Source organism: Euryarchaeota archaeon (genome assembly GCA_016207515.1).
GTDB lineage: Archaea > Thermoplasmatota > SW-10-69-26 > JACQPN01 > JACQPN01 > JACQPN01.
The window spans coordinates 1-19,346 of the sequence record JACQPN010000020.1 but is presented as its reverse complement, the minus strand read 5'-3'; the positions used below and the strand labels follow the sequence as shown (position 1 = coordinate 19,346).

Annotated in this window: 13 protein-coding genes; 9 read left to right on the top strand and 4 right to left on the bottom strand. The window is 62.6% G+C overall.

What is annotated here, in order from left to right:
• Nucleotides 1–176 precede the first annotated feature (176 nt).
• Nucleotides 177–1,121, top strand: a complete 945-nt coding sequence (locus HY556_08170) for a hypothetical protein (protein MBI4393753.1) — start codon at nucleotides 177–179, stop codon at nucleotides 1,119–1,121.
• A 130-nt stretch (nucleotides 1,122–1,251) separates the two neighbouring features.
• Nucleotides 1,252–1,800 (top strand): hypothetical protein, encoded by a 549-nt coding sequence (locus HY556_08165; GenBank protein ID MBI4393752.1) that lies wholly within the window; start codon nucleotides 1,252–1,254, stop codon nucleotides 1,798–1,800.
• A 69-nt stretch (nucleotides 1,801–1,869) separates the two neighbouring features.
• Here HY556_08165 and HY556_08160 read toward each other — a convergent pair whose 3' ends face one another.
• Nucleotides 1,870–3,126 carry an ORC1-type DNA replication protein gene (locus tag HY556_08160; GenBank protein MBI4393751.1) on the bottom strand — a complete coding sequence of 419 codons (1,257 nt, stop codon included), beginning with the start codon at nucleotides 3,124–3,126 and terminating at the stop codon, nucleotides 1,870–1,872.
• A gap of 232 nt (nucleotides 3,127–3,358) precedes the next feature.
• Entirely contained in the window at nucleotides 3,359–3,535 is a 177-nt protein-coding gene (locus tag HY556_08155) for a hypothetical protein (protein MBI4393750.1), read from the bottom strand.
• 435 nt (nucleotides 3,536–3,970) lie between these two features.
• Here HY556_08155 and HY556_08150 point away from each other — a divergent pair, with 435 nt between their 5' ends.
• The 4 genes from HY556_08150 to HY556_08135 all read left to right on the top strand — a co-directional run bounded on the left by HY556_08150 (nucleotide 3,971) and on the right by HY556_08135 (nucleotide 12,618).
• Entirely contained in the window at nucleotides 3,971–5,659 is a 1,689-nt protein-coding gene (locus HY556_08150) for a DNA-directed DNA polymerase II small subunit (protein MBI4393749.1), read from the top strand.
• A 301-nt stretch (nucleotides 5,660–5,960) separates the two neighbouring features.
• Nucleotides 5,961–9,473 carry a DNA polymerase II large subunit gene (locus tag HY556_08145; protein MBI4393748.1) on the top strand — a complete coding sequence of 1,171 codons (3,513 nt, stop codon included), beginning with the start codon at nucleotides 5,961–5,963 and terminating at the stop codon, nucleotides 9,471–9,473.
• 117 nt (nucleotides 9,474–9,590) lie between these two features.
• The gene (locus HY556_08140) at nucleotides 9,591–11,195 is read left to right on the top strand and encodes a carboxypeptidase regulatory-like domain-containing protein (GenBank protein MBI4393747.1); all 1,605 of its coding nucleotides are present in this window, start codon (nucleotides 9,591–9,593) and stop codon (nucleotides 11,193–11,195) included.
• A 205-nt stretch (nucleotides 11,196–11,400) separates the two neighbouring features.
• A complete protein-coding gene (locus HY556_08135; GenBank protein MBI4393746.1) occupies nucleotides 11,401–12,618 on the top strand; it encodes a PPC domain-containing protein in 1,218 nt (405 codons plus the stop codon).
• A 37-nt stretch (nucleotides 12,619–12,655) separates the two neighbouring features.
• Here the strand turns inward: HY556_08135 and HY556_08130 are convergent, their stop codons facing one another.
• The gene (locus tag HY556_08130) at nucleotides 12,656–13,096 is read right to left on the bottom strand and encodes a hypothetical protein (GenBank protein MBI4393745.1); all 441 of its coding nucleotides are present in this window, start codon (nucleotides 13,094–13,096) and stop codon (nucleotides 12,656–12,658) included.
• Nucleotides 13,097–13,515: 419 nt separating this feature from the next.
• Here HY556_08130 and nrdR point away from each other — a divergent pair, with 419 nt between their 5' ends.
• The 3 genes from nrdR to HY556_08115 all read left to right on the top strand — a co-directional run bounded on the left by nrdR (nucleotide 13,516) and on the right by HY556_08115 (nucleotide 18,013).
• On the top strand, nucleotides 13,516–14,130 hold the full coding sequence (nrdR, locus tag HY556_08125) for a transcriptional repressor NrdR (GenBank protein ID MBI4393744.1): 615 nt from the start codon (nucleotides 13,516–13,518) through the stop codon (nucleotides 14,128–14,130).
• A complete protein-coding gene (locus HY556_08120) occupies nucleotides 14,130–17,303 on the top strand; it encodes a vitamin B12-dependent ribonucleotide reductase (protein MBI4393743.1) in 3,174 nt (1,057 codons plus the stop codon). Before nrdR ends, HY556_08120 begins: the two co-directional genes overlap by 1 nt.
• Nucleotides 17,304–17,491: 188 nt before the next feature.
• Entirely contained in the window at nucleotides 17,492–18,013 is a 522-nt protein-coding gene (locus tag HY556_08115) for a M48 family metalloprotease (GenBank protein ID MBI4393742.1), read from the top strand.
• Between the two features lie 71 nt (nucleotides 18,014–18,084).
• Here HY556_08115 and HY556_08110 read toward each other — a convergent pair whose 3' ends face one another.
• On the bottom strand, nucleotides 18,085–19,290 hold the full coding sequence (locus HY556_08110; protein ID MBI4393741.1) for an ISAzo13 family transposase: 1,206 nt from the start codon (nucleotides 19,288–19,290) through the stop codon (nucleotides 18,085–18,087).
• Nucleotides 19,291–19,346 lie beyond the last annotated feature (56 nt).

The window sequence follows — 19,346 nt, the reverse complement described above, 5'->3', positions numbered from 1 at the left end:
GGACGCGTTGCCAAGGAGGCACGGTAAGGACTTGTCTAATCAGGACCCATGGAAACGCGTCGTCGATCGCGGTCGGCCTCGAAAGTGATCAGAGTTTCCCCGTCTGGCTTGTGCGTGGCGTACCGCGTTGTTCCGGGGAGAGAACCTTTTTATCAGACCTCTTCGTAACTCGGCCGATGGCCCGGGATTCCGCGGTCAAGGACATCGCGATAGCCTTGGCCATCGTCGGCGGGATACTCGGCGCCTTGTACATCTATACGGGCGTGTGGCCGCCGATGGTCGTGGTGGAGTCGGGAAGCATGATGCACGAGCGCACATTGATATTCCACGACACGACCGTTCCCGTCCCTGGATTTGGCAAGGTCGGAACGATCGATCCTGGGGACATGGTGTTCGTCCAGAAGGTGACCAAACGTTCCGACATCGTGACGTTCGCCCAGGCGAAGGATCCGACATACAGCGCAAACGGCGACGTCGTCGTCTATTACCGCAACGGCGCCAAGGTCACGCCGGAGGGCCCGCAGACGCCGATCATCCACAGGGCCTACACGTGGGTCGACGTCACGATCGCCAACGGGACGACGGCGTACCGCGTCGAAGGGACTTTCAAGTCGTGTCCGCCTCGCCAGCGCTCCGACAACGCTTGCACGTTCGGGCCGGAAGGGATCTACATCCCGGAACTGAAGATGGACGAGACCGGGTCGCAAAGCCACTTGTCGCGCCAAAGCGGCTACAAGCCGACATTCAGCGGTTTCATCACGTGGGGCGACAACAACCCGTCGCCAGACCAAGTGGGAGGGATTTCACGCGAGCCCGTGAAGGTCGAATGGATAGAGGGGAAGGCCCGCGGTGAGATCCCGTGGTTCGGGCTCATCAAGTTGGCCCTTGGAGCGGACCCGAACCAGGTCCGTAACGACTGGTGCCACCCGCCGTTCACGAACGCGTGGGCGCCTTGTGATCTCTGGTATTCGCTCGCAGGTTCCGCCGCGGTCCTCGCGGTGGCGCCGGCAAGTTACGAGCGGATCTCGCATTGGAACAAGATGAAGAAGGAGGGGCGGCTTGCGCCCGAGGACCGTGGAGCGAAGGGCGCTTTGAGAGCGCTCCTCAAGAAGCCCCAATAGGGGACGAGGCCCGCCCCCTTGTCTTTTCACAGACTATGGCCTTCCGTGCGCGAAGCGTCCCATCGCCATTCATGGCTGGCGGACGGCGCTGCGAAGGGCCGTCGCCATCGAGGAGACTTCTCGCGCCGCCGTGGAAACAAAGAAAAGTCCGACCGCGTCTTTCAAGTCGATGCTCGTCCGCTCGTGCCCGCGTTGTGCCTCGAAGCAAGTGCGCGGGCCCACGATCGCCGACGGGATCTGGCCGGGCGGCGGCGAACTCCAGAAACTCGTCTGCGACGAATGCGCCTTCCAGGGGATGATGCTGGAGTTCGACAGCGAGGAGGATTACCTTGCTTTCCGAAGCGAGAAAAGAGGTCCTCCCCGCGAGGAACGTGACGCCGCGCAAGCGGCCTTTGCCGCCGAGTCGGCGGTGAAGGTAGAAAGCGAAATCGCCGATGAGCGGGCCAAGACTTCCGCGCTAAGGCACGAAACCGATGCGTTGGAAAGTTCGCGGATCGTCCCGATCCTGGTATTCCTTTTCGGACTCGGAAACGTCGCCTTGGGTCTAGTGGTGGCGACGGGCCTCTACGCCTCCAAAGACGCGGCGACATTAGGGGACCAGGCAGGGGCCTTGGTGGTGATCCTCTTCGGTCTTCCGTTCATCGTCGTCGCCCACCGTATGTGGAAGAAGGCGCGCTGAGCGTGCCTTCCCGCGGGGCGTGGGCCCCCTGGCGTAAAGGTCCTCCTCCGCCTGGGGGCCTTGTCCGCCTCAGGCGAGCGGTACCTGCTTCACGAGCGCCGTGCCGGCAGTGGCCGCGATGGTCTCGTCCTCGTAAAGGACCGCCAGCGTCTCTTCGATGGGGACGGATACCTGGATCTGTTTGGTGCGCCCGTATCGGCCCTTGCTGATGACCTTCGCGTTCAGGATGCCGAGGCTGTCGAGCTCCGATATGAGGTCTGTGACGCGTCTTTGCGTCAACGTCTCCATCGTGACCTGCCTGCAAAGGGACGAATACGCGTTGTAGACCTCGCCCGTCGTGAGGAGGTTCGTAACGCTAAATCCCAGGTTCTGCCCTTGCGCCATCCGCAAAGAAGCAAGGAGCACGAGTTTGCTCTGTGTGGGAAGCGTCTTTACCACCTCCGAGACGCGGTCTATCTCGATCTTCTTCTGGGCGAGTCTCACGTTCCCCTCGTTCACGCGTTTCGCGTTGTCGCGCTCGGCGACCTCCGCCGACACGCGAAGGAGGTCCAATGCGCGTCGCGCGTCCCCATGCTCGTGCGCCGCGAGAGCCGCGCAGAGCTGTATGACGCCGTCGTCGAGGATGCCGTCCTTGAAAGCGACCTTCGCGCGTTGGCGGAGGATGTCCTCGAGTTGCCCGGAGTTGTACGGGTGGAAGACCATCTCTTCCTGCGCAAGGCTCGATTTCACGCGGCTGTCAAGGTGGTCGGTGAAGTTGAGGTCGTTCGATATGCCGATCATCGAGACGCGCGCATTATGGAGGCTCGCATTGAGCCTTGTGAGGTTGTAGAGCACGTCTCCGCCGGCGTTCTTCACCAGTTTGTCCACTTCGTCGAGGATTATGATGGTGGCCCCGTCGCGAGCGTCGATACGCTCCTTGAGCCGAGACATCACTTCGTCTGTGGGCCACCCCGTGAACGGGACGCGTCCGCCGCCGCTTTTGCTCAAGTGGTTCGCGATGTTGGTGAGGACACGGTACTGGGTGTCGACCTCCTCGCAGTTCACGTAGATGTAGTTCACGGACTTGTTGAGTTCGCGGCCCGTCCGCTCGATCTCGTTTCCCACGTATTTCGCGACGGCGGTCTTCCCTGTGCCTGTCTTCCCGTAGATGAAAACGTTCGAAGGCGTCTCGCCGCGTAACGCCGGGACGAGTATGGACGCAAGCTGCGCCACCTGGGATTGCCTGTGCGGGAGTTCCTCTGGCGTATAGCGCGCTTGGAGGACCTCCTTGTTCCTGAAGATCGGTTCTCTTTGCAACAAGCTGTCGAATAGTCTGCTTCGTGCCATCATGTGCCCGCCCCTCCTTCCTGCGGCCTCCGGGCTTCGCATCAGGCTCCACGGTGGGCCCAGCCTCGCGCCCGCATTTCGATGGCGCGCGGTGCCGGCCCGCGTTTCACTCGATGTCCCTCCTGTACCGCTTTCCTGGGGTCCTCACTGCTGATGCAGCCGCAGGCGCTTTCGCGGGCGCGCAAGTCGCCGCCGGGGTGTGCCGCCCCGGGAAGACCGCCTGACCGCGGTCTCACACGCGATAGAGCATACGCTGTTCCATCGGACTCAGGTCCGCCGCAACCTGCCGGACGACCGTCAGGATGACGATAGCGTACTCGGCAAGACGCGGGTCGGGCGAAACTGGGCTTGCCCATCCCGCATCAAGGGTGCAGTTGAACCAGGAGAAGCGGACTACCGCAGTTCGCAAGATAAGTGTTTCGCTTGCGTTTTTTGATAAAATGGAATAGATAGATCCTGGCAAGACACCCCCTCTCTTCGCATGGAGAATCAAGGCGTGGTGTTCGACACTTGGTTTCGGTTCCGACGCGTAGTTCCTGTTCTTCGATTGGAACCGGCGGTCGCGGCCCATCCGCGTCCAACGTTCGCTGGGGAAGCGAAAGAAACCGGACTTCCACGTCGCAACGTGTTGGCGGATGGCGCGATCCCCAACGGCGCCCGGGCGCAGCGTCTTCTCTCATGTCACGACTCGCGCGACGAGGGTCGGGAGTAAGGGCGCGGCGTGCGTCCTTCTTTGAAAGGGCGCGGCACGGCGTGTGACTTCGAAGTTCGCTTTCGAGACGCATATCGGAAACTTTGAAAGAGGGGACGCTGCATACGCTTAGGCCGATGGGATGGGCCAAGAGTGAAAGACGTTTTCGATTTCCTTGAGAGCCGTGGGGTCCTTCTCGACCCAATGGCGGCGGCCTTCCTCGAAACACAGGAGCGGCCGCTCGAATTCCTCCGGGAATCGATGTCCGGGATGAAGGACGCGCCGCTCGTCATCGCCCTCTCCGACCTTCAACGGCTTCACGCGCCGCCGGCGGACGCTTCAGGGTCGATGGGCGATCTCTCCTTCCCGTCCCTGTTCCAAGCGCCGTCGGCTGCCGGCGGTGGATATCCCGGCGCCCCCCGGTTAACGCCCTATGCGGGGTTCGTCGCCGAGATGTCAGAGTTGGATCGCGCTCGCGACACGTCGCGCGGCGTTTCTTCACCCACCCTTCCCGTGGCACCCTTCACGCCCGTGTTCGCCTCCGAGTTGCCGCCGGGCGTCTCCTCGGATAGTCCCATGGTGGAGGTCGTGAGGGACATCACTGGCCAGTCTTCATGCGTCGGGGAACTCGCGGACTTCAAGAGACATTTCCAGGACCGGTACAGGTCCATCAAGGCGATGCTGCGAAGCCGCCCGGAGCTCCAAGGCTTCACCACGATCGACCGCATCTGGCAGGGCACGGGCGAAGTGAAGGTCGTCGGCATGGTGAGCTCGGTGCGGAAGACGAAGAACGGCCATCTCCTCATCGATCTGGACGACGAGACGGGTTCCGCGTCGGTGCTCGCGTCGCAGAAGAACCCGGATTGCATCAAGGCGGCCGAGTCCATCGTCCAGGACGAGGTGATAGGTGTCATCGGGAAGATCTTCAAGAAGGATCCTCGCGACAAAGGATTGGTCATCCTCAACGAGCCAAACGACATCATCCGGCCGGATATCCCGCTCCAACGGGTCTCGGCCCGTTCGACGAGGAACGTGTCCGCCGCGTTCATCAGCGACATCCACTTCGGGTCGAAGACATTCCTCTCGCGTGAATGGGATCGCTTCATCGAATGGATGAACGGCCGTCACGGCGACGAGCGGGAGCGTGCGAAGGCAAGGAACGTGAAGTACCTCGTCGTGAGCGGTGACGTCGTCGACGGGGTCGGCGTCTATCCGCGTCAAAGGAACGAACTTGCCATCACCAGCATCATGGACCAGTACGCCGAGGCCGCGCGTCAGTTCGCCCGGCTCCCGCAAGGCGTCGAAGTGATAATGCTCCCGGGAGAGCATGACGCGGTCCGGCAGGCGGAACCGCAGCCGACTTTCCCTCTCAAAGTGCAGAAGCTCTTCAGGCCCGGCGTCAAGTTCGTGGGAAACCCGTGCAGGTTCAAGATCGAGGGCGTGAGCGTCCTCGCCTATCATGGGCACGGGCTCGACGATTACATGACGTCCGTGAAAGGCCTCACGTACAGCGACCCCCTCGGCGCGATGCGGGAAATGATCAAGAGGCGCCACCTCTGCCCCGTCTACGGGGGACGGACACCAATAGCGCCAGAGCACAAGGACCACCTCGTCATCGAGAGCGCGCCGGACATCTTCGTCACCGGCCACGTGCATTCGGCGAGGGTGGGGACGTATCGCGGGGTGACTCTCGTGAATTCCTCCACATGGCAGGACAAGACCGATTACCAGAAGATGCTCGGCCTCGCGCCGGAGCCGGCACGCGTCCCGATCATAGACTTGGCGTCTGGTCAGGCGTCAATCCTGGATTTCAATTACAACTCATCGAACGTCGCGTCGTAGGACGCATTGGGCCCTAAGGTAGAAGCGCCGGGTCCGGCGGGTGGGTCGTCCACATGAGGATGTACCCCGCGCCAGGTTGCGGCCGGCGGAGAAGCTCGGGGGTGTATGTATAAGTACGTACATGGGCGAGCGTAGGCCCTGACGAGCGGGCCGGTGGTGGAACGTGCAAGGCTACTTCGAGATGGAGGACGGGGAGGCCGACGAGGCCGACATCGACGACCCCAGCGAAGCGGAGGAAGACGCGTTCGACGGCGACGTCTCGGATGTGGTCATCGCGCAAAACGACGGCCTGAGCCCGGAGATGGCCGCATACTTCAAACGGCTCGAGACGGCGACGCGCATCGAATACCAGATCGCCGAACGGGCGCGCTCGCAAGGCCTCGACCCGGAGACGAAGGTGGAGGTGCCACCGGCCGAGGACCTTGCCGCGCGCGTCGAGGCCCAAGTCGAGATACCGGGCGTTGCGAAACTCATACGCGACGAGACGAAACAGGGGAAGAACCGTGAAGAGGTCGCCCTCGCCGTCTCAAAGACGGTCGCACGCGACTGGCACGCCAAGACCGGCGACCGGCGCTCGGCCGTCGACAAGGCCATCCGCACGGGCCTCTCCATCCTCACCGAAGGGATAACGGTCGCCCCGCTCGACGGGATCTCGGAGACGAAGCTCCGGCGCAACGTCGACGGCACCGAATACGTCTCAATACTCTTCGCCGGCCCCATCCGTTCGGCCGGAGGCACGGCCCAGGCGCTCTCGGTCCTCATTGGCGATCTGGCGCGGCGCGACCTGGGGCTTGCCCGCTACATCCCGTCGCAGGACGAGATCGACCGGTACAAAGAGGAGATCCCCGCCTACAAGCAGGAAGTGAGGCTCCAGTACAGCCCAAGCGACGCCGAAGTCGAACTCGTGGTGCGTAATTGCCCGGTATCGATCGACGGCGAGGGCACGCAGGACCGCGAAGTCACCGGGAAGCGCGACCTACCGCGGCTTGATACGAACCAACTACGAGGCGGCATGGCCCTGGTCCTCGCGGAGGGCGTCTGTCAGAAGGCAGCGAAGATCCAGAAGCACGTGAAGACGCTCGGCATGGACGGTTGGGAGTTCATTGACGAGCTCATGAAGAAAGGCAAGAAGGCGGAGCCCGGCGCGAAGACCGGGGCAAAGCCGGAGATCACCCCGAACCACAGGTTCATGGACGACCTCATCGCCGGCCGCCCCGTTTTTTCCCACCCATCGTGCGCGGGGGGTTTCCGTCTCCGGTACGGCAGGGCCCGCACCGCTGGCCTCGCCTCGACGGCGATACACCCGGCGACGATGTTCCTCCTCGACGAATTCCTCGCCGTCGGCACGCAGATGAAGATCGAACGGCCTGGTAAAGGGACGGTCGTGACCCCTTGCGACACGATCGAGGGCCCCATGGTGCTCTTGGCCTCGGGAGCTCTCGTCGAGGTCGGTTCGACGGCCGAGGCGGTCGAACTCCGTCCTCTCGTGAAGCGCGTCGTCGACCTCGGGGAGATACTCATCCCCTTCGGCGAGTTCGCGGAGAACAACGCAGTCTTGCCCCAGAGCCCTTACTGCGTCGAATGGTGGGAAATGGAGATGCGGGCGGCCGGGAACGGCGACGAGCAGGCGGGCGGCACCACCGTCTCGCAATCAGCCGGCCCCAAAGCGGACGCGGGAACACCCGACTCCAAGACAGGCCCCGTGCCGTCGCCGAGCACCGCGGAGGAGGCGTTCGCGTTGGCCGAGAAGTCAGGCGTCGCCCTTCATCCGCGCTTCAACCTCTTCTGGCACGACCTCAGCGCCAGGGACATGGCGGCCCTCTCGCAGTTCGTCGAAGACAAAGGCCGTTGGGAGCGGGGGACGCTCGTGCTACCGGCCGAAGCCGCCATGAAGGAACTCCTCGTCACACTGGGTGCGCTCCACGACGTTCGAAACGGTGAGAACCAGCTCGGGCGCCACTCCTATTCACTCCTTCGTGGCCTTGGACTTGACGTCCGCGGCGAAACGATGGTAAGGCGCGTTCCGCTGGCGGCCGTCGGCGACGAGCGTGACCCCTTGGCCATCGCCTCGAAACTCGCAGGTGTGGTCATCAAGGGACGTTCCCCGTACCGAATCGGGGCGCGGATGGGCCGGCCCGAGAAGGCGGCCGAACGCCTCATGAACCCGCCGGTGCACTCGCTTTTTCCCATCGGGATCGCCGGCGGCGCCCAGCGCAAGGTCGTCGATGCGGCCAAGGGCTACGTCCCCGAGTCACAAAAGAAGAGCATCGCGAGACCCGAGAACGCCGGCTCGGTCGGAAGGACGCGGGCGGCCGACGGAAGCGTCGCGTCGAGCCTGCCCCGGGGCGTCGTCGAGGTCGAGGTGGGCCTACGCACGTGCAGCGGCTGCGGCGAGCGCACGTTCGCCAACCGGTGCGGTTCCTGCGGCAAACACACGCTCGTCTCCAAGGAACGGCCCACGCCGCAACGCGTAGACCTTGGAGAACTCGTCGACGGGGTGGAGAAGGACCTGGGCCTTACGAAGGTCCCGGACGGCGTGAAGGGCGTCCAAGGCCTCATCAGCCGGCAGAAGACGCCCGAACCGCTTCACAAAGGGGTCCTACGCGCGATCCACGGCGTCTACGTCTTCAAGGACGGGACGACCCGGTTCGACATGACGGACGTCCCGCTCACTCACTTCCGGCCGCGCGAGATCCACGTGGACGTGAAGACCCTCGTGGACCTTGGGTACAAGACCGACATCGACGGGCTGCCCCTGGAGACGGACGATCAAGTCCTCGAACTCTTCACCCAGGACCTCGTCGTGAGCAAGGGCTGCCTCGAGTACCTGGCGAGGACGGCCGCCTTCATGGACGATCTTCTGGAGAAGTACTACCACCTCCCGCGCCACTACCGCCTGAAGAAGGATCAGGACCTCATCGGGCACCTGCTTGTGGGGCTTGCGCCGCACACCTCGGGCGGCGTCTTGGGCCGCCTCATCGGTTGGACGGACGCCCAGGCCGGGTTCGCGCATCCTTTCTACCACGCGTCCAAGCGCAGGAACTGCGACGGCGACGAGGACTGCGTGATGCTTCTTCTCGACGCGCTCGTGAACTTCAGCCGCTCGTACCTGCCGGGCTCGACCGGCGGCCTCATGGACGCACCACTCGTCCTCGCCACCAGGATCGACCCGTCAGAGATCGACAAGGAGGCCCACAACATCGACGTCGGGGCCTCGTACCCGTTGGCGTTCTACGAGGCGACGACCACCCACCCGAGCCCGAAGGACGTGTCGAAGCTCATCGACGACGTCGCAAAACGGCTCGGGAAGACCTCCCAGTACCGCGGCTTCCGGTTCACGCACGACACGAAGAACATCGCGGAAGGCCCGCGCCTCTCCGCCTACAAATCGCTTGGTACCATGATGGAGAAGATGGAAGGCCAACTGGAACTCGCGTCGAAGATCCGGGCCGTCGACGCCGCCAACGTCGCAAGCCGCGTCATCGAGACGCACTTCCTTCCCGATCTCATCGGGAACCTGAGGGCGTTCAGCAAGCAGAGCATGCGCTGCACAAAATGCGGAACGAAGTACCGGCGCATCCCGCTCGCCGGCGTCTGCATCAAGGAGGCGGGCGGCAGACGTTGCGGAAACGGCCTCACGATGACGGTCCACGAGGCGTCGGTGAAGAAGTACCTTGAGGTCTCCAAGCGCATCAGCGAGAAATACGCGGTCGACGCCTACACGCGCCAGCGCATCGAACTCATCGAGGAGTCGATGAACTCGCTCTTCCTCTCGGACAAGGTGAAGAAGAGCAAGTTGAGCGATTTCATGTGAACGACCTCACGGGCATGTCTGGGGCGAGAGACCCCACCGGAAGCCATTTATCGGGGCGACAACAGGCGAAACCCTTGTTCCACAAGGATTAAACGCCATGAGAACGGCTGTTTCGCAATGAAAGGGGCGGGTTTCGCCGTGTTCATCACCGCCGTCATGGCGGTGTCCGGGTGCGTCCAACCTCCGGCCGCGTCTCCCCCAGATCTTGTCCTTGAGGCGCCGCAGGCCGCGACGTCTTACCCGACGCTCGAAGGCCTCGTCGCCGACTCCGTCACGGGTGCTGCGTTGGCGGGCGCCTCGGTGACGCTTTTTGCGTCGGAGAAGCCGATCGTGCTCGCCTCGACGGACTCCTCAGGGTTCTTCGTCATCTCCGTCCTTCCAGGAGCGACCGAACTGGTCGTGGAAGCGGCCGGTTACGCGTCCGTCCGGTCGAGCGACCTCACCTCGCCCCTCTTTTTCCCTCTGGTTGCGGTCGAGAAGCCCATGGCGGCCGTCGAGAACCTCGGGCTGTCGATCGTCAGGCGTTACGAACTCGGTTCGAAGGCGTACACGGTGCCGAGTTCCTGCACTGCCTCGGACAACACACCCCCCTACGATTGCGGCCTTTCCGAGCCTTCGATAGAGATCGCCGGCGACGGGACGATCTACGCCACCGGCGTCTGTTGCGTCGGCGACGCGCCCCCCATCTGGGTCTCACGCGACGATGGCGTAACGTTCACGGAATTGATGTCCGACACCAAGCTCAGGGAGACGTATGGCGTCGAAGGCGACCTCGCAATAGACGACGACGGCGACCTCTTCTGGGTGGACATCTCGCTTGCCCACTCGCAGACCGCGTCATGGACGAAGGACGGCACGTGGCGCCACACGAGTTACCAGGTGCTTCGGCCCCTTGAGGATCGACCCTGGATACGCGCCGAGGGCAACGACGTCGTCTACTTCGTGTACAACGCCGGCGGGGCGACCGCCGGGGGATATGTCTACAAATCCACGGATGGCGGGAAGACGTTCCCAGTCGAGCCGAACTTCGTGACTTCCTACATTTTCCCGAACGCCGCCGTGAGAAGCCCCGGCGAGATCTGGGTCGTCGGATCCCCGGACCAACGCATCATCGCGGACCACAGCGTCGATGCGGCCGCGAGCTGGGAGGCGAACGAGACGGTCTACACGATGCCCGACGGGCAAGGCACGTACGGGTTCATCACGCCCGCGATCGACGAGAGCGGGACGCCGTACGTCGTGTGGGACGAAGGCAACGCTTCCGTCGGGTACTCGATACGGGTCGCCCATCGACTCGCCGACGGGACGTGGAGCGCGGCGCAGACGGTGTCGCCCGCGGGAAGCTACGTCATGCCGTGGATCGCGGCTGGAGGGCCCGGCAAGGTCGCGGTCGCTTGGTATGGTTACCCGAACGCAAGCGTCGGCCCGACGCGCGTCACGGACCAGGATGCGATGTACGTGTATCTCGCCGTGAGCCTCGATGCCGATTCGGCCGAACCGCACTGGCAGGTCATCAAGGCGGACCCTCAACCGGTCCTGTCGGGGCCGATGGCGCGACGCCTCCTGGATTTCCTCCAAGTGGAGATCGGGCCGAAGGGCGAGGTGCATGTCATCTATTCCCACGTTCCGGCGGCCGGGGGCGTGGAGACGACCGCCTACGCGCAGTCCGCCCGGAACCTCCCGCTTGCGCCCGTGAAGTTCCCGGCAGGACCGAGGAACTGAAGACGCGGCCATTACGTGGAACGGTGAGGCGTTTTCACGCCGCCATTCTCCCGACCATGGTCTCCGTTTTCCCGTCCAACGCGTCCGTTTCACGGCAAGCGTCGACACTTTCGCACCGCGTAATCATATCTTCTCACTAGACCTCTCGCCGTGTAATAGGGAATCCTGAAGAACGTACAATAAGCGCGACACCGTTCAGCCCCTCGTGCGTCGGATGGGAAAGTGTCAACTACGTAAAGTCTGGGCCGCGGCATTCCCGACCGTGATGCTTCTGGGTGCCGCCCTTTCGTCGCCAGCGCTGGCTGGGACGCTCCTTAACCCCGTGGAGTCCGACGCGGGACAGCCGGGGGACGCCGGCGACAGCCCGACAAGCGCCAGGCTCATCGCGGCGGGCGGGCACGACGGCATACTTGCGTTTCCCGACGACGTGTCGGATTGGTACGCGTTCTATGCGACGCGTGGACAGTTGATCCGGCTCAACCTCTCCTCCGGTGTGAGCAACTTCGACCTCGTCCTCTACGATTCCGGCTTCCGGTACCGCGCGAACTCGATTGCGACGCAGCTTCAGGAGGACCACATCTTCATCCCCGTGGACGTGACGGGCTATTGGAAAGTCCTCGTCTACACGCAGGGTCTCATCCCGTTGTCGGCCGGCGACATAGGGGCCTACACGTTGGACCTCGAGATCCAACCTTTCCCGCAAGACGACGGAGCAAGTGGCTACGACGCCCCCGGCCACTACTTCTACGCGACCGAGGTGCCAAAGCCCATAACCGACGGCGAGCTCCGGCCTGCCGACGGGGACACCGAGGATTGGTACAGGCTGTTCCTTGACGTGGGCGACATCGTGGACGCGACAATCTCCGCCGCGCCGCCGCTATCGGCGAGCCTGCGCCTCACCAAGCCGAACCTCAATACGGCGGCCGAGGTGACGAGCTGCTGCGGGAACTCGGCCTCTTTCAGGCACTACGCGACACAGGCCGGCGACTGGAAACTGCTCGTCAAGAGTTCCCCGGTGAGTGGCGCGGGCCTCTATTCGCTCTACGTCGTCATCACGCGGCCGATCCCTCAAAACGATTCTGGACTCGGGCGCGACGCCGCGGGGAGTCTCGCGACGGCCGATGAGATCCTTCCCGGAAACCACACCGGCACGCTCGAACCAATAGTGGCGGACACCGAAGATTGGTACAAGGTGAACGTGACGGCCGGGGAGAACCTCACTTATGTCCTCGAATCGCCCGTCGGAGCCGATTTCGATCTACGGCTCTACAACGCGACCGGCACCCTCGTCAACGCCTCGTACGCCGGGCCTGGCGTCCTCGACAAGGTCATCAACAACAACCTCCCCGCGGGCTTCTATCGATTGCGTCTCATGGCCGTCACCGGGTTCGGCAATTACACATCGACGCTGATATTGGATTGAGGCCCTGCGTTGAAGCGGGCGACGCTCTGGCCGCGCGCTACGCGCGTTCGTGGACGACAAGCGCTATCGGTGTCTTGATTCCACGTCTATCGAGTTTCACGATGGAGACCGAGGGGATCGGGCCATCGTACGGCTCGCCCTTCGAGACCTTGAAATACACGTTGAAGACGTCACCCTTGATGGTGGCGCGGTCCACGTGGATCGTGTCGTTTCCGGGATTAAGGACGGAGACCACGACGAACGCTTTCGAGAAGTCCACGACGGCGGTGCCGTTGAAGAGCGATTTGTTGAAGCCCGACCACGCCGGCTCGTCGTTGACGGTGACGTTCAAGGCGACGTTCGCGGCCGGCATCCGCCCCTCTTGGATTATCACGTAGGGCGTGGGCTCGTCGGTGGCCCCGACGCATCCGCCGAAGGACGACGCCGATAGCGCGATCATCGTGACGGCAAACGCTCTGGTGATCGGGTGGGGCTTCATTGGACCGGTCTTCGGATAAGGGACATGTGCTCAAGGAGTTTTTGGCGCGTCTTCCAGCTGAAGCCGGTCCAAGGTCCGTCGTGAAGGTGGGTAAGGAATCGTCGGGTTTCCTCGCTGGGTGCATGGATTCGCGTGGCGGGTCTTTACGAAAAGACCGTTACGTTGGGCGCCGGCCCCGGCGTGCAGTTTCACTTATCCCGTAGCCGACATGATAATCCAAAGTCGAAATCTACTTCAATGGTGAATCGAATCGAAAGGCCTACATCCGGGGAAGAACAGAACCCACGGCGACCGTGGCGCGGGTGGTCGGTTCCTTATAAGGGCCGCGTTTTATCAAAAAGTATAAAAATGCCTTTTGTCTATACCACCGATAGTAGTATACCCAGGGATGGGACACAACTTATAGGTGGTGGTTTTCATTGAAATGTCCATATTGTGACTGCCTCGACACGCGTGTTCTTGACTCACGGGATACGAGCGAACCGGCGGTGAGACGCCGCCGCCAGTGCGTCGCATGCGGAAAGCGGTTCACCACCTACGAGAGGGTCGATTCGCCGCTATTGCGGGTCGTGAAACGCGACGGCCGTGTGGAGGATTTCGACCGCGACAAACTGGAAATGGGCATACTCAAGGCGTGCGAGAAGCGCCCGATATCGCGAGACGTCATCGCACAGATGATCGACGACATCGAGGAGACGCTGCGCTCGGACGAGACGACGGAGATCCCCTCGATGCGGATAGGCGAACTCGTGATGGACAGGCTGAAAGGCGTGGATCAGGTCGCGTACCTCCGTTTCGCGTCCGTGTACAAGGAATTCACGGACGCCGCGCACTTCGAACAGGAGGTCAAGACACTCCTTTCGGAAGGAGGCGCCGTCGAGGACGCGCTCTCATACGGCGCCAAGGGAACGAAGCCGCGCGGGGCCGCGGCCGACAAGACCGAGTACAAGGCGAAGAAGGCGATTGCGTTGAACAAGGCGAAGGAGGAGATGGGGTTGGACACGACGGGCAGGAAGACAGGGGGACACAACTGATGGCAATGGTGACAAAGACCTCGCACGGGCATACCGCTCCGACGGTGCGCGCGGTCGAGGACAAGGGAAAAACCGGCCTCATGGTCGAGCGTCGGTTCACGACAAAGGCCGCCCATCCTTTCGACACCGTGACGTGGGACAAGCGCGTGAGCCGTGTCACAGAGCGCGACGGTTCCGTCATCTTCGAGATGAAGGACGTCGAGGTGCCGACGTTCTGGTCGCAGCTTGCCACCGACATCCTCGCCCAGAAGTACTTCAGGAAGGCGGGCGTCCCCATGACCGCCGGCGGGCTCACCAGCCAAGGCCAGGGGACGAAGCCCAGCCAAGTCATCGCAACGGGCCACGAACAGAGCCTCAAGCAGGTCGTTTTCCGGATAGCGAACTCGCTAAGGGCCTTCGGCGAACACCACGGCTACTTCGCCTCAGAGGCGGACTCCGAGGCCTTCGAGATGGAACTCTCCCACATCCTCACCTACCAGATGGCGGCCTTCAACAGTCCCGTCTGGTTCAACGCAGGACACTACCACGCCTACGGCGTCCAAAGCTCCGGCGGCAACTGGGCATGGGACTTCGCCAAGGGCGAGATCGTGCAGGTCGCGAACAACTACGAGCGGCCGCAATGCTCGGCCTGCTTCATCCAGAAGGTCACGGACTCGCTAGACACGATGCTCGACCTACAGAAAAGCGAGGTCAGTTTGTTCAAGTACGGCTCCGGGACGGGAAGCAACTTCAGCGCCGTGAGGGCCAAAGGGGAACCGCTTTCGGCCGGCGGGACCTCGTCCGGAGTGCTCTCTTTCCTCAAAGGGTTCGACGCGTGGGCCGGCTCCATCAAGTCGGGCGGAACGACGCGCCGGGCGGCGAAGATGGTCGTCTTGGACATCGACCACCCGGAGATCGAGGACTTCATCACCTGGAAGGTCCGCGAGGAGGACAAGGCACTCGCCCTCATCAAGGCAGGTTACGACAACGATTGGCGCGGCGAGGCGTACCAGACGGTCTCGGGCCAGAACAGCAACAACTCGGTCAGGGTCCCTGACGCGTTCATGAAGGCCTACGAGGACGATGGGATGTGGACGACGCATTTCCGGACCGGCGGGAACATCGCGAAGACCTACCGCGCACGATCGCTCATGCGCACGATCGCGGAAGCGGCGTGGAGATGCGCCGACCCCGGCCTGCAGTTCCACACGACGATAAACGATTGGCACACGTCGTCGAACACAGCCCCCATCACTGCGAGCAACCCTTGCAGCGAGTACATGTTCCTCGACGACTCGGCGTGCAACCTCTCGTCCGTGAACCTCACGAAGTTCCTTGGCTCCGACGGCTCGTTCGACATCGAGGGCTACAAGCACACTTGCCGCATCATGATACTGGCGCAGGAGATACTCGTCGACTACTCGAGTTATCCGACGCGGCCGATCGGCAAGAACAGCCATGATTACCGGCCGCTCGGCCTCGGCTACGCGAACCTCGGCACGCTTCTCATGGTGCAAGGGATCCCGTACGATTCGGACGAGGGCAGGGCATGGGCCGGTGCCATGACGTCGATAATGTGCGGCGCAGCGTACGCAAGCTCCGTGGAATTCGCGAAGGTGCAAGGGCCGTTCGCGGGCTACGAGACGAACCGCGAACCGTTCCTTCGCGTCATGAACAAGCACCTTGCAGCCGCGAAGGAGATCCCCGAGCTTCTCCCGAAAGCGATCAAGGATGCCGGCGTCGAGGAGTGGGCGACGGCGGTCGAAGAGGGCGCGAAGCACGGGTTCAGGAACGCCCAAGCGACAGTCATCGCACCCACGGGGACGATCGGCCTTCTCATGGACTGCGACACGACCGGCGTCGAGCCGGACTTCAGCCTCGTGAAATGGAAGAAACTGGCGGGCGGCGGTGTGGTCAGGATTGTGAACCAATCTGTCCCCCGCGCGTTGAGGTTCCTCGGTTACGACGAGGGCGAGATCACGGACATCATCGAATACGTGATGGGAAAGAACGGCGCGATGGGCGCGGAGACGCTCGAAGGGGCACCCCACCTCAAGACGGAGCACCTTCCCATCTTCGACTGCGCGAACAAGTGCGGGAACGGCAAACGCTTCCTCGCCCCCATGTCGCACATCAAGATGATGGCCGCGGTGCAGCCGTTCATATCTGGCGCGATCTCGAAAACGGTGAACCTGCCGAACGAGATCACGGTGGAGGAGATCGAGAAGCTCTACGTGGACTCGTGGAAACTCGGCCTCAAGGCCGTGGCGCTCTACCGGGACGGCTCGAAGCACTCGCAGCCGTTGACGACGAAGAAAGACGTGGGGTCGAGATCGGAGACGACCGTGGACGCGGGCGCGAGAGCCACCTCGACAATGGCGGCCCTCTCCGAAGCGGCGAAGGACCACGCGAAGGCCAAAGCCCCCGCAATCGCGGACGAGCGGCCTCTCGCTCCGACGGAATCGTCGCAGCCGCTTTCACTCGGACGCGGCGCCCTGGAGAAACTGCCCCGCGCGAACAACAACGTCTACAAGGTGGAAGTCACGGTCTGGGACGCAGACCTCGGTCCAGTGAAGGTCCACATCATCTTCGTCGAGTACCCGCTCGGCGAACTGAAGGAGATCTTCTTGAACGTCGGCTCGACCGGTTCCGTCTTGCACGAGACGTGCCGCGACCTCGGAATGTCGTGGTCGAAACAGTTGAGGCTCGGGCTTCCGATCAACGAACTCGTGAAGGACCTGGTGGGCGAGCGAGGCGTACTCCGCGGTCGCACGGACCATCCGCTCATCAAGAGCGTGGTCTCGGTGAAGGACCTCGTGGGAAAACTCATAGCCTACGACTACCTCGGCCAGACGAACTTCATCAACCCCGAAGTGCTCCAGGCGTACAACGCCAGCCCCGAGGCACAGGCGCCAAGGATCGAGGAACTCAACATGTTGAAGGAGTTCCGCGCGAAATACCGGCCGGAGAAGAAACTGTCGGAGTTTCCGTCGGCGCCGGAAGGGGGAAAGAAGGCGGGTGTCACGGCCACGACGGAGGTCAAGCCCGCAACGAAATCATCGTTCGACCCCGACGAGTACCTGTCGAAAATGATGGGCGACGCGCCCGACTGCGACCAGTGCGGGCACAAGACGGTGAGGAACGCCGCGTGCTTCAAGTGCCTGAATTGTGGGAATAGCATGGGGTGTTCGTAAACGTCATGAGACCTCCGCAACTCTCCCGATCTCCTTTGAGGAGCGCGAAAGGTCCAGCCGCACGGTCGGCATGCCTCACCATGACGTCCTCCGACGAAGCGAGAGTCGCACGCGGTCAGAGCAAGACCGCGCGGTTACAGTGCAGAGTCGACAACTTGTTCGGTCGACTTGGGCATCACGTCACGCGTGTGGCCGTGCGGCTGAGCAAAAGCCGACGTGTGGTGGCCCAAGCGGAGGGCATGTTGATTGACGGAATTCCGAGCGGTATCATTCGTGTCAATTCTGTTCTTCCAGACGTCCTCACAGATCGAGAATTGGAATTCGTCCTCGGACACGAGGTTAGCCACATCCATCGTAACCACTTGGCGTCTCGCAAACTCTTCTCTGCGATTCGCAGTTGGGCAGAGGCCCGCGCCAAACAGGATTCGAGGTTCGATTGGCTTCTCGCCGGCTATGATATGTTCCAAACGTACAAAGTTTTTCGCGGCGAATTGCCACCCGTTCCCAGAATTACCAGTGAACAGGAGTTAGAAGCGGATCGCGATGGAATACTCTTGGCGGCGGGGGATGTGAACGCAGCCAAGTCAGCGCTCCTGAAGCTGGTGGGTGGAAACGCCGATGCCCCGTCTCACACATGGTCTATTCGCGGCGTTCCGCTGTCGACAATGACTATCCGGGAACGGCTCGCCCATCTGGATGGCATACGATAACAAGGACGCATTCTCGCAGACCTCCGCAAAGGTTTGGCTCTCGGCTAAGGGCTCGTTAGAAAATTATCGCTCTATTTCCGATGGTGTCCGCGTGGCGTGATCGTGTAGTTCCAGTCGCCGTGAAACGCGTCCGGATGGAGGTTGAGTTGGGCCATTTGCTCGCGGCTGATCTCCCGGCCCTTGGGATATTTGCTCTTGTCAAGTTCGGCTCGGACCCGTAGTCCGGTCGTCGTGCGGGTTGCTGCGATCAGGTTCACGATTACGGCGAGGCTGGTGAGGGGGCGTCCGCGCCAGTTCTGGCTGATGAAACTGAAGAGGCGGTGTTCGATCTTGTTCCACTTGCTGGTGCCTGGGGGTAGGTGGCAGACCGTGATGGCGAGGCGCGTGCGGTCGGCGAAGCGTTGGAGTTCCCACTTCCATAATCGGTTTCGGGCGCCGTTGCTTCCACCGGCGTCGGCCGTGATGAGAAGGCGCGTGGCCTTGGGGTAGGTGGGGCGACCCATCGTCGCCCACCATCGGGTGATCGAGTGCACGGCGAACGTGGCCGTGTCGTGGTCGATGCCGACGCTGACCCAGCCCGCGTTGCGGGTCAGGTCGTAGACGCCGTACGGGACTGCCTTCCCTTTTTCTTTGAGGATGAAGTCGTGGACGCGGACTCGTTGGGGGTGGCCTTTGGGCCGCCATTCCCTCCCGTTGTTCTTGAAATCGCCCACGATTTCCTTCTTCTTGGTGTCCACCGAGATGACGGGTTGGTGGGCCTTTTGGAATTGGCCAACTTGGCGGTTGATGTGTTCGAATTGGGCGTTGCGATCGGGGTGACGAGTCCCTTCGCGCGCCTTCTGGTTGGCTTGGAGGCTGTAGCCAGCCTCTTCCAATAGGCGTCCCACCACGACGTGGCTTACCCGGTGCCCGAGGGCGCGAAGCTCGCTCGCCAACGCGCGGAGACTCTTGGCGGTCCACCGCAGGTTGGATTGGGGGTCGCCGCGCGTCACGGGCTCGACGAGTGCCTCCAAGTCCCGCATCAGCGTCCGGTCTTGGTCTGCCAGTTTCTTGCGTCCGGCTCCCGGCCGCCGGATGCGCGTGGGGTCCGGCGGCGACCGGAGGTCCTGGATGCCGCGCGTAATCGTGGTTCGAGCGACGCCTGTGGCTTGGTGCACGAGTTCGATTCCGCCTCGACCCAACGACTGGGCCTCCGCCGCCAACACGAGGCGGCGGCTCCGCTCGTCCAGCGCTCGCGTGAGCGCAGACAGCTTCCGCTTGATCGCGAGTGCATCCACCGATGTCTCAGAAGTCAATCCTGCCTAATTAGAGCGTTTATTTGTTAACGAACCCT